Consider the following 11906-nt stretch of genomic DNA (forward strand, 5'->3'; position numbering starts at 1 on the left):
TGAGCGCAATTCAACTGGGAGGTAACACATGTTGAAGCATCTCACCGCTGCGGCCCTGGCCGCTTGTGTGGCGGGCAGCGCGATGGCGCAGGATTACACCCTGCGGGCCACCGCGAACTCCAACGAGAATGACGAAGACTATGACGGGCTCGTCGTCTTTAAGAACTACGTGGAAAGCGCGTCGAACGGGGCGATCGCCGTGGAGCTGTTCATCGGCACGCAGCTTTGCTCGACCGGGGCCGAGTGTCTTGAAGGCGTCTCGGAAGGGTCCATCGACATCTACGTGTCGACCTCCGGCGGGGCTGCGGGGATCTTCCCCTTCGTTCAGGTCCTCGACCTGCCCTACCTGATGGCCGACGACCGGGTGGCCGAAGCGGTGCTCGCCAACGGCTCGCCCTTCGTGCGCCAGATGCAGGACATGGTGATGGAGGCCTCGGGCGAGACGGTGCGCCTGATGACCATCGGCAATACCGGCGGCTGGCGCAACTTCGCCAACACGCAGCGCCGGGTGACATCGCCTGAGGATATGGATGGCCTGAAGATCCGTACCGTCGTCGCCGACCTGCCGCAGGAGCTGGTCCGGGCCCTTGGCGCCTCGCCCACGCCAATCCCGTGGCCTGAGCTCTTCACGTCGTTCCAGACTGGCGTCGTCGACGGGTCGAAGAACGGCATCACCGATATCATGGGCATGAAGTTCCCCGATGCCGGCCTGCAATACGTCACGCTCGACGGGCACGCCTATATGGGCGCGCTCTGGTACATGAATAACGAGAAGTTCATGGGCATGCCCGAGGATCTGCGCCGCGTCGTGGCAGATGGCTTCTACCAGCTGCAGCAGGCCACCTTTGCCTCGCCCAAGCGCAAGTCGATCCAGGCCTATGAGGATTTCGTGGCCGGTGGCGGTGACCTCTACGTGCCAACGCCCGAGGAAAAGGCTGCGTTTGCCGAAGCCGCGGCCCCCGTCATGGACTGGTTTCAGCAGAACGTAGACGGCGGACCCGAGATTCTAGAAGCGATGCAGGCCGCCGTCTCGGAGGCCGAGGCGCAGATCGCTGAAACCTATGAGGCCGACCTGAACTGATCCTGAAAGGCGCCGGGGTTGCCCCGGCGCCTTTCCCCAAGCCCCCGTAAGGCTTGCATAATCCGGCGGTTCCGGCGCACATTTCCCTGAAACGGAAGGAGCCTGCCGCCCATGCCCGCAGACCCGCCTGCCTTTACCCTCGGTGTCGAAGAGGAGTACCTTCTCGTCGATATTGAGACCCTCGACCTCGCCGATGCCCCTGCCGCGCTGGTTAAGGCCTGCGCCAAGGATCTGGGGGACCGGGTCAGCCCCGAGTTCCTGAAGTGTCAGATCGAGATTGGCACCGGCGTCTGCAAGGACGTGGGTGAGGCCCGCGAAGAACTGTCTCATCTGCGCCGGACGATCGCAAAACACGCCAGTGAGTACGGCCTCGCGCCAATCGCCGCCGCCTGTCACCCCTTCGCCGACTGGAAGAAGCAGATCCACACCGACAAGGACCGCTATAACGAGCTTCGCAAGGACCTCGCCAACGTGGCACGCCGGATGCTGATCTGCGGGATGCACGTCCATGTGGGTGTGGAGGACGAGGATACGCGCATCGACCTCGTCAACCAGCTCAGCTACTTCCTGCCACATCTTCTGGCGCTGTCCGTGTCATCGCCCTACTGGCAAGGCGATGATACCGGCCTTAGCAGCTATCGCCTGACGGTGTTCGACAACCTGCCGCGGACGGGCCTGCCGCCGCGGATGGCGAACTGGCAGGATTTCCGTCGATCGGTGAAGACCTTGATCGACCTTGATATTTTGGAGGATGCGAGCAAGATCTGGTGGGATCTGCGGCCGTCGGCCCGGTTTCCAACGATCGAGACCCGAATCTTCGACGGCTCACCGCGGCTGGAAACGACACTGACCCTGACGGCCGTGACACAAAGCCTGGTCCGCTGGCTTTGGCGGCTGTTGCAGAACGGTGATCCACGGCCGTTGCTGGACACATTCCTGATCGAGGAAAACCGCTGGAGGGCGCAAAGATATGGCCCGTCTGAGGGTCTGATCGACTTCGGGAAGCGCGAGATCGTCCCGGCCGAGGCGCTCGTCTCGGAGCTGATCGAACTGGTCTCAGAGGATGCGGCAGAGCTGGGCTGCCTGCCCGAGCTTCAGGCGGCGGCGACTATCCTTGAGACGGGCACCGCCGCAGATCGCCAGCGTGCCGTTCGGGCGGCAACACTGGAAACAGGCGCGACAGAGCGGGAGGCAATGGAGACGGTCGTGCGCCACCTCATCGCCGAATTTCACCATGGTCTCTAAGGCTTAGCGGAATGGGTACATCCAGACGCGGTAGTCGGCGACCATCGCGGCGGCCTGTTTGATCTGGTCCGGGCTCATCTTCTTGACGACCTCCTCCTGGCTGATCGCCGCATCTGGATCGCCGCCGATCGCCGACAGCACATACCACATATAGGCGCGGACGAGGTCCGGGGCGGGCATCCCGATCCCCTCCTCGTAATACCAGCCGACGCCCGATTGCGCGCCCGGATGGCCCTTCATCGCGGACCGGAGATACCAGTCGAAGGCTCTGATCGGATCCTTCTCGACGCCGAGGCCGAGCGCGTACATCACGCCGATCAACTCTTCCGCATCGGCGTTGCCCGACCGGGCCGCGGGCCAGAGCGCCTCGCGCGCCTCCTCGAAGCGGCCTGCCTCCATGAGGTCGCGCGCTTCCTCGATTTCCGCGCCGGCCGGCATCGCGAGGGTTGCCATCAGCATCAGGGCGGGGATGATCCGGGTCATGCGCTTTCTTGTCCTTCTCTGCCTTCTCGGGTCTCCGGCTGTCGCCGACCCGATCGGTGCGGATGATTTCCTGCAAGCCGACCCGAAGCAAGCCCGGATCGGGCAGCTTCTGTTTTACGACAAGGTGTTGTCGGGCAACCGGAATATCTCCTGCGGGACGTGTCATCATCACGATTTTCATGGCACCGATGGACTGTCTTTGGGGATTGGCGAAGGTGGAACTGGGCTGGGGCCCGAGAGGCAGGCGGGGGATATCCGCAAACGGGTTCCACGAAATGCCCCTGCGCTCTGGAATCTCGGCCATAAGGATGTCCGGGTGCTGTTCCATGACGGGCGGCTCGAAGTCTCGGAGATCTTTGGAAACGGGTTCAATTCACCGGCCGAGGAATGGCTGCCGCACGGCCTTGATACTATCGTCGCAGCACAGGCGCTGTTCCCTCTGACCGCCCAGTTCGAGATGGCGGGAAACCCTGGCGAGAATGATGTGGCAGGCGCCGTTCACGACCGGATCGACGCCGCCTGGCCGATCATCGCGGACCGGGTGCGGGCGATCCCCGGGTATCGGGAGATGTTCGTGGACGCTTTCGAGAGCGTCGAGACGCCCGCTGACATCACGATCGTCGAGATCGGTAACGCCTTGGGCGCGTTCATTATCTCCGAATGGCAGAGTTTCGACAGCGCCTACGACGCCTGGCTGAGCGGCGCGCCCCTGCCACCGGAGGCCGAGGTGGGGCGTCAGCTGTTCTTTGGCGAGGCGCAATGTGCGACCTGCCATTCCGGGCCGCTGTTCACCGATCAGGAATTCCACGCCCTCGGCCTGCCCGCCTTCGGACCGGGCCGCACCCGGCGGTTCGATCCGACGCCGCGCGACGTGGGCCGGATGGGAGAAAGTGACGCACTGAAGGATGCCTATCGGTTCCGCACGCCATCGCTCAGGAACGTGGCGTTGACAGCGCCTTACGGGCATAACGGCGCTTTTCCGACGCTGGAGGGGATGGTTCGGCACCATCTCGATCCGACCGCGTCCCGCACCGCCTGGCGGCCCGAACTGGCGGCCTTGCCTGACGCGCCCTGGCTTGCCGAGATCGACTTCGTGATCCAAAGCGATGCCCGCGAAATGGCCCGGCATGAAGCTGCTTTGGATATTGCCCCTATGGCTTTGTCCGATGCGGAGATCGCCGCTTTGGTGAGCTTTCTCAACGCTTTGACGGGCAAAACGGCGGAGGACCGCCCCCTCGGACGACCTGAGACGGTTCCGAGCGGGATACCTGTCGACCGACCGTCACAGGCTTTCAAACGCCTCATTCGGGCTTGGCGGGTCGATGCGTCCGAAGCGGATGACGGCATCGAGGCGGCGGTCCGGCCCGATCCCGTAGCGGTCGGTCAGGGCCTGCCGCGCCCCGGGATTGCGGACCAGCGCATCCATCTCCCACCCCGCAAGGCCCAGACCCGTCGCGTCGAGCCAGAGGCGGTAGAGCCTGCGCCCGGCTTCCAGAAGGCGGATATCGGGTGCGCTGGTATGCAGCGCGATCAGGGCGGCGGAGCGCGTCGCCTTGACCTCCTCCGGCTCGTCAGGCCCGCGGCGGAGCCAGCCAGGGCGGCCTGCGCCTACGAGGGTGCCCTCCTCCGCCAGCTGTGCGATCCAGTCCTTCCCGCGCTGGTCCGTTACCAGCCGCGCGCGGTCCGGGGCCCAGCCGAATAGGCGGACAGGCCCTTTCGCGAAAGGACCTGACCAGTCCCGCCGTTTGTCCATCATCCGCTCCAGCGGATCGTGACGGGTACCCTCTGACAGGAGCAGGATAGCGACGGGGACCGGCCCGCCTTCCATCAGGAGCCGCCGGTTCAGCATGTTGGCGACCCGCGCCCCGATACCCTTGGCAGAAAGCGCGATCACCGCCGCCTCGACCCGTGCGCCGCAGGCGAGCGCCAGGAAATGCCCCTCCGGATCCTCGTCCGGGTGCCACGCCGAGGCGTCGATATCGATATAGAGCGTCGCACCCTCGTGCCGCCACGTCAGCGGCAGCCCCTTGTAGAGCCCGCCCGGTGCACGAGACGCGCGCTTTGTAAGCGACTGAAATCCCTCGTCGTTCAGCATCCGCTAGAGATAGCGGTTCACCAGATTTTCCAAGGCCTCCTGCCGCCCGGAATGGGGCTGCGGGTTGATGTTGTCGCGCAGGACGCAGTCCGCGATCGTCTCGAGTGTCCCTTGCGCCAGAAGCGCCGGCGCATCGCCCGCCTCCCAAGCCGCGTAGCGGGCCTGTCGCGCCTCTTCCAGCATGCCATCCTCAAGCATCCGCGCCGCGGCTTTCAGGCCCGCCGCGCAGACATCCATCCCGCCCACATGGGCCAGGATCAGATCCTGCGGGTCGAGCGACTGGCGCCGCAGCTTGGCGTCGAAATTCGTGCCGCCGGTGGTGAACCCGCCCGCCTTCAGCACCTCGTAATAGGCCAGCATCACTTCTGGCACGTTGTTCGGGAACTGGTCGGTATCCCAACCAGATTGGTAGTCGTTTCGATTCATGTCGATAGACCCAAGAATGCCTAACGACGCGGCGAGGGCGAGCTCGTGTTCGAACGAGTGCCCGGCGAGGATCGCATGGCCCTGTTCGATGTTGACCTTCACCTCCCCCTCTAACCCGAAATCCTTAAGAAACCCGTAAACCGTGGCGACATCGTAGTCGTATTGGTGCTTGGTCGGCTCCTGCGGCTTCGGTTCGATCAGGATCGTGCCGTCAAAGCCGATCTTTTTTGCGTAGTCGACGACCATGGTGAGGAACCGCCCGGCCTGCTGGCGTTCGCGCTTGAGGTCGGTGTTGAGCAGCGTCTCGTAGCCTTCACGCCCGCCCCACAGGACGTAGTTCTCACCACCCAGTTGCTGGGTCGCATCGAGGCATGTTTTCACCGTCGCGGCAGCGAAGGCGAAGACGTCCGGATCCGGGTTCGTCGCGGCGCCCGCCATGTAGCGGCGGTGGGAAAAGAGGTTGGCGGTGCCCCAGAGGAGTTTGGTTCCGGTCGCCTCCATCTTGCCTTGCAGGTAATCCGTCATCTCTTTGAGGCGATTGGTGTTTTCGGCGAAGGTGTCGCCCTCCGGGCGGATGTCGGCGTCGTGGAAACAGAAGTAGGGCTGGCCGAGGATGCGGAACATCTCGAAGGCGGCGTTGGCCTTCATTTTGGCATGGTCCATTGTGGGGCCGAACCAGGGGCGCAGGAAGGTCTGGCCGCCGAAGGGATCGCCGCCATCGGAGGCGAAGGAGTGCCAGTAGGCGACGGAGAAGCGCAGGTGATCCTCAAGGCGCTTACCGAGGATCGTCTCGTCGGGGTCGTAATGGCGGAAGGCGAAGTCGTTGTCGCCGTCGGGGCCCTCGTAGGCGATCTTGGGGATGCCGGCGAAATAGTCGGTCATGTCAGTCCTTTCAGGGCGGTGTAGGCGGCTTTGTAGCGGGTGTGGGCCTCGGTGAAGGCGTCGGTCAGCGCGGGATCGGGGTCGATCCGGCGGGCGATTCGCGGGGTGTCGAGGACGCCCGCTTGGCCCGCGCAGAGCATGGCGAGGCGGGCGGCGCCAAAGGCCGCGCCGTTTTCTGTCTCGGGGACGTCGATGGGGGTATCGAGGGAGGTCGCGATGGCCTGCAGCCAGTAGGTCGAGCGGGCGCCGCCGCCGGTGGCGAGCAGGCGGTCGATCCTGGTGCCGGTTGCGGCCAGTGCATCGCGGCAGTCGCGCAGGGCGTGGGTGACGCCTTCGACGACGGCGCGGGTGAGGCCCTCCCGGTCGGTCGCGTGGTCGAGATGGAGGAACTGCGCGCGGATCCGCGCGTCGTTGTGCGGGGTGCGCTCGCCGCCGAGATAGGGAAGAAAGAGAGGTCTTTCAGGGGCTTGCAGGGGCCCGAGCGCGTCGGTGAGCGCCTTGGGTTCGGCATCCAGCTGGCTTGCGAGCCAGTTGAGGCTGTCGGTCGCCGAGAGGATCACGCCCATCTGGTGCCATGTGTCGGGGAGCGCATGGCAGAAGGTATGGACGGCGGTTTCAGGCGCCGGGCGGTAGCCATCGGAGGGGGCGAAGAGGACGCCGGACGTGCCGAGAGAGACGAAGGCCTGGCCGGGTTTGACGATCCCGAGGCCGATGGCGGAGGCGGCGTTGTCGCCGCCGCCCGCGGCGACGGGGAGGCCCTTGGGCAGACCGAAACGGGCGGCAAGGTCGTCGCGGATTTCGCCCGTCTTTTCAGGGCCTTCGGCGATGGTCGGCATGTGGTCACGGGTGAGGCCCGTGGCGGTGAGCATCGCGTCGGACCAGTCGCGGTTCGCCGTGTCGAGCCAGCTGGTGCCGGCGGCGTCGGAAGGGTCGGTCACGGCCTCTCCGGTCAGCCAGAGGCGGAGGTAGTCTTTGGGAAGGAGGACCTTCCAGAGGTCCGTGAGGCTATCCGGTTCGTGGGTGCGGAGCCAGTTGATCTTGGGGGCTGTGAAGCCGGGAAAGACAATGTTTCCAGTGGCTTCGTGGGCGTTCTGGGTATCGAGCGCGGCCGCCTCTTTCGAGGCGCGGGTGTCGTTCCAGAGGATCGCCGGACGGATGGCCGTTAAGGATTTGTTAACCAAGGTGGCGCCGTGCATTTGGCCAGAGAGGCCGATGGCTTTAGCTGAGCTTACGTCTGTCTGCCCTTTCAGCGCCTCCAGAACCTGTTCGGCAGCGGTGATCCAGGCGGCGGGATCCTGTTCGGACCAGCCGGGATGAGGGCGCTGGACGTCGAGGGGCGCGGTGGCCTCTGCGACGATGGTCTGGCTGTCGTCGAGGACGATGCCCTTGAGGCCGGAGGTGCCGAGGTCGAGGCCGATATACATCAGAACACTTGCATTGAGGTTAATCGTGGGGCGCTGCGGGCGTTAAGGTTTCCGTCCGTTAAGGTTAACGTATGGGACGGGGGAGAACAGGGCTAACGGGTGGTTTTTGGGGAAGTTGGCCGTTGTGGGGCGGTGGGGGTTTGGCAGGTCTTTCCGAAGGGTCATTGAGGCTTCCTTACGTGGTTCGGAACAGCGGGAAGCGCGGTAAGGATGTTCGGATGGATGGGACCAGTGATCAGGGTGTCGCCCTATCAGGAGGGATGAGCGGTGCTTCTGGGCTGCGGGGTCGAGAGATGGCGGGATGAACCTCGCCCTATGTTTCCGATGAAGCGTTTTCGAAGGGCGTTCAGGGGGAGGTCCCGGATCAAGTCCGGGACGGCGAGGCTTTGCGGTAAGGGCGTCGCCTGGCCCGGAGCGGTAAGCGGTGCACTGAAAACGCTCCAGTGGAGTGTTTTCAACAGCGAACGGGCGGAGCCCCGGAAGGACGACGTATTGGACATCGGCCAGTGGCCGATTTCGGCAGTAAACGCACAACGCGCCGGATGTGACGATGCCCGGCGGTGCCGCCGGGCAAGAAGGTTGGGCAGCAGGGCGCATTACCGTCCTATCAAGCTGCTTTCTTCGGATTTTTACCCATGATGATCATTGACAGGATATCGTCTTCGGTGACGTCCTCGACCCGTTCAGTCCCCACGAGCGCGCCGTTCTTCATGACGGAGACGCGGTCGCACAGCGCCAGCATCTCGCGCGTGTCGTGGCTGATCAGGAAGATGCCGAGGCCCTGGTTCTTGAGTTCCTTGATCAGATCCGCGACCATCTCGGTCTCCTGCACGCCGAGGGCGGCGGTGGGTTCGTCCATGATCAGGATCTTGGCGTTGAAATAGACCGCGCGGGCGATGGCGACGGATTGGCGTTGGCCGCCGGAAAGCGCGCTGACGGGGTCTTTCAGCTTTTTGAAATTGGGGTTGAGGCGGGCCATGATCTTGGCCGTTTCAGCCTCCATCTGGGCCTCGTCGACGAAGCCGAGGGCCGTCGTCAGCTCGCGCCCGAGGAAGAGGTTCGAGGCGGCATCGAGATTGTCGGCGAGCGCGAGGGTCTGGTAGATCGTTTCGATGTTGTAGCGGCGGGCGTCGCGGGGCGAGTGGATCTCGGCCTTCTCGCCGTTAATGAAGATTTCGCCGGAATCCATCTGGTAGGCGCCGGAGAGGATCTTGATGAGCGTGGATTTCCCGGCGCCGTTATGGCCGAGGAGGCCTACGACTTCGCCCGGGTAGAGATCGATCGAGACGTGATCGACGGCGCGGACGCCCCCGAAGGAGAGGCAGATATCACGGAGATCGACGAGCGGGGTCTGGGTCATGGGCGAGCCTCAGCAGAGGTGATAGGTGAGCTTACATTGAGTGAATGCGGCATCCGGTCGGCTTTCTGTCGGCTTTTGGTCGGGCATGGTTTGCCGGATGTCTGCCACTCACCGAATATCAGAACCCTGCGAAGTTCATTGATTTCTTTGCGTTTTTTGACAGAACGAGCCAGTGAGCGTCCATGGCTCGATTGCGTCGACCCATAGGTCGTCGCCGATAAGTCAGTCGGGACGTATAGGCAGCGACCGATGCGTCCAAGTTCGGAGGGCAGCGCCCGACCCGAGGGCGGGCGAGAAGCGCCCGCCCTGGGGGCGGGTCGGGCGCTGCCCGGCGTTCCGCCGGGCGTGAGAACGGGACAGTCGCGCATCATTTCACGCCGGTCCGTCTGCGGTAGAGGATGTCGACAAAGACGGCGAGGACGAGGACGGAGCCGACGACGATGTTCTGGAGCGGCGCATCGACGCCTACCATGGCCATCCCCGATTGCAGGGATTGCATGATGAGTGCGCCGAGGATCGCCCCATAGATCGTGCCGATCCCACCGGAAAGCGCCGTGCCTCCGATCACCGCGGCGGCGATGACGCGCAGTTCGTCCAGCGTGCCGATGTCGTTGGAATGGTTGGCGAGGCGGGCGGAGGCCACGAGCGCCGCCAGCGCGCAGAGGGCGCCCATGATGGCGAAGACCTTGACGGTCAGAAGGCGGGTGTTGATGCCGGAGAGCTCTGCCGCTTCGGGGTTGCCGCCGGTCGCGAAGATGTAGCGGCCGAGGCGGGTCTTCTGGGCGACGAGGGTCATGACGATCGCGACGGCGATGAGCAGCAGGACGGAGATCGGCAAACCGTAGGCTTCGGTATAGCCCTCGGGCACTTCGAGGCCGCGGGCGGCGAAATCGCGGGCGAGCACGCGTTCTGGCACCTGATAGCTGTTGAGGACCCAGATGAAGCCGAGGATGCCGATTGCCACCAGGCCGCCGACGACGAATTCGGCCCATATTGGCTTGAGCGGGAAGCCGTGGGTCTTGCGGTTGCGGCGGCTCGTGGCGAGCATCCAGAGCGCGGCCGCGGTGGCGAGGAGGCCGAAGATCCAGCTCCACGTTTCGCCCAGGGTGCCGGAGATGCCGCCAAATGTGCGGAAGGTTCCGTCCAGCGGGCCGATGGTCTGGCCGTTGGTGAGGTACCAGCCGACATTGCGCCAGACGAGGAGGCCGCCCAGGGTGACGATGAAGGCCGGGATCGTGAGATAGCCGATCAGCCAGCCCTGGAAGCCACCGATCAGCGCGCCGGTGAAGAGGCCCACGGCGATGGCGATCCAGGGGATGGCCGGGTGGCCGAGTTCCAGCCCGAGGGCGGGGAGCCAGGCGGTTTGCGTCATCGCCATCATGGCCGAGCAGGTGGCCAGCAGCGCGCCGACGGCGAGGTCGATATTGCGGGTGACGATGACGAAGACCATGCCGGTCGCCATGATCGCGACGGAGGCGGTCTGGATCGTCAGGTTGAAGATGTTGCGCGGCGTCAGGAAGCGCCCGTCGGTCATCACGTTGAAGGTGATGCAGACGACCGCGAAGGCGCCGACCATGCCGAGGAGGCGCAGATCGATCTCGAGCGCCTGGACGACGTTGCGCTTGGGCGCGGCGGGCGGGCGGTTCGTGTCGTCGGGGGTGGTGTCGGTCATGGGGTCCGTCCTTCGGCCAGCCGTCCGGGCCTTGAGCCGGGACCTCTTGCCGGGTCCCGGCGGAGGCCCCGGATCAGGTCCGGGGCCGCTGGTTCATCATTCGCAGGGCGACGGGCCGTTTTCGACGCCCTGGCAGAGCGCCTCTTCGGTGATCCAGCCCGCTTCGGTGACAACGGTGAGGTTGTCGCGGGTGATCGGGACCGGCTCGAGGAACTTGGCGTTCATCTCGACCCCGCCAGGGGACGTGTAGCCCTGGGCACCGTCGATCGAGCTTACGGGATCCCCGCCCGCAAGGGCGACGGCGATCTCACCGGCCTCCCGGCCGAGCTGGCGCGCGTCCTTCCAGACGCTGACCGTCTGGGTGCCGAGCGCGATGCGGTTCAGGGCCGCATAATCGCCGTCCTGGCCCGAGACCGGCACGGCGCCTTCCATGCCCTGCGCCGTCAGCGCGGCCACGGCGCCGCCTGCGGTGCCGTCGTTGGAGGCCACGACCGCATCGACGTTGTTGTCCTGCGCAGTCAGGATCTGTTCCATGTTGCGCTGGGCGTTGGCGGGCAGCCAGCCATCGGTATAGGCCTCGCCCACGATGGTGATGGCGCCTGAGTCAATCGCCTCCTGCAGGACCTCCTGCTGGCCGCCGCGGAGGAAGTCCGCGTTCGGATCGGTGGGCGAGCCCTTGATCATGACGTAATTGCCTTCGGGCGCGGCCTCGAGCACGGCGCGGGCCTGCATGCGGCCAACCTCGACATTGTCGAAGGTGAGATAGAAGGCGCGCGGATCCTCGATCAGGCGGTCATAGGCGATGACCGGAATACCTTCGTCGGCGGCGGCCTGGACGGCCGGACCGATGGCCTGGGTGTCCTGCGCCAGGATGATCAGCGCGTCGACGCCCTGAGCGATGAGGCTTTCGATATCCGACAGCTGCTTGGCCGAGGAGGATTGGGCGTCGGCCGAGACGTATTCGGCGCCGGCCGCGTCCAGCGCGGCCTGGATCGCCGCCTCGTCGGTTTTCCAACGCTCTTCCTGGAAGTTCGACCAGCTGACGCCGACGGTGATGTCCTGGGCGAGGGCTGATGTGGTGAAGCCGACGGCCGCGATGGCCGCCGCGTAGAACGCGTTACGCATATATGTCCTCCCTGTATCGGCCGACCCGTCCTTGGCTGTCGCGGACCGGCGCAGCGATATTGATCGCCGCAGGGAGAGGATGCGCAATTTAATTCAGTTGTCAAAATAAAATT

At 64.8% G+C, this 11906-nt stretch carries 9 protein-coding genes; 3 read left to right on the forward strand and 6 right to left on the reverse strand.

What is annotated here, in order from left to right:
• The first annotated feature begins 28 nt into the window (after positions 1-28).
• Entirely contained in the window at positions 29-1081 is a 1053-nt protein-coding gene (locus AADZ90_RS10710) for a TRAP transporter substrate-binding protein (protein WP_367309988.1), read from the forward strand.
• Between the two features lie 111 nt (positions 1082-1192).
• On the forward strand, positions 1193-2326 hold the full coding sequence (locus AADZ90_RS10715; RefSeq protein WP_367309989.1) for a carboxylate-amine ligase: 1134 nt from the start codon (positions 1193-1195) through the stop codon (positions 2324-2326).
• 3 nt (positions 2327-2329) lie between these two features.
• Here the strand turns inward: AADZ90_RS10715 and AADZ90_RS10720 are convergent, their stop codons facing one another.
• Positions 2330-2809: a tetratricopeptide repeat protein gene (locus tag AADZ90_RS10720; RefSeq protein ID WP_367309990.1), complete on the reverse strand. Its 480-nt coding sequence runs from the start codon at positions 2807-2809 to the stop codon at positions 2330-2332.
• Here AADZ90_RS10720 and AADZ90_RS10725 point away from each other — a divergent pair.
• Positions 2808-4511: a cytochrome-c peroxidase gene (locus AADZ90_RS10725; RefSeq protein WP_367309991.1), complete on the forward strand. Its 1704-nt coding sequence runs from the start codon at positions 2808-2810 to the stop codon at positions 4509-4511. The genes AADZ90_RS10720 and AADZ90_RS10725 overlap by 2 nt on opposite strands.
• Before the next feature lie 396 nt (positions 4512-4907).
• Here AADZ90_RS10725 and xylA read toward each other — a convergent pair whose 3' ends face one another.
• The 5 genes from xylA to xylF form a co-directional block, all read right to left on the reverse strand.
• Complete coding sequence (gene xylA, locus AADZ90_RS10730) at positions 4908-6212, reverse strand: xylose isomerase (protein ID WP_367309992.1); 1305 nt, start codon at positions 6210-6212, stop codon at positions 4908-4910.
• Positions 6209-7636 carry a xylulokinase gene (gene xylB / locus AADZ90_RS10735; RefSeq protein ID WP_367309993.1) on the reverse strand — a complete coding sequence of 476 codons (1428 nt, stop codon included), beginning with the start codon at positions 7634-7636 and terminating at the stop codon, positions 6209-6211. The genes xylA and xylB overlap by 4 nt, the downstream gene beginning before the upstream one ends.
• 607 nt (positions 7637-8243) lie before the next feature.
• Positions 8244-8996 carry an ATP-binding cassette domain-containing protein gene (locus AADZ90_RS10740; protein WP_367309994.1) on the reverse strand — a complete coding sequence of 251 codons (753 nt, stop codon included), beginning with the start codon at positions 8994-8996 and terminating at the stop codon, positions 8244-8246.
• 367 nt (positions 8997-9363) lie between these two features.
• Positions 9364-10668 carry a sugar ABC transporter permease gene (locus AADZ90_RS10745; protein WP_367309995.1) on the reverse strand — a complete coding sequence of 435 codons (1305 nt, stop codon included), beginning with the start codon at positions 10666-10668 and terminating at the stop codon, positions 9364-9366.
• 96 nt (positions 10669-10764) lie between these two features.
• Positions 10765-11793: a D-xylose ABC transporter substrate-binding protein gene (gene xylF, locus AADZ90_RS10750; RefSeq protein WP_367309996.1), complete on the reverse strand. Its 1029-nt coding sequence runs from the start codon at positions 11791-11793 to the stop codon at positions 10765-10767.
• Positions 11794-11906 lie beyond the last annotated feature (113 nt).

It is taken from the genome of Aestuariibius violaceus, from assembly GCF_040779325.2.
In the GTDB taxonomy this organism is placed as follows: Bacteria; Pseudomonadota; Alphaproteobacteria; order Rhodobacterales; family Rhodobacteraceae; genus Aestuariibius; species Aestuariibius violaceus.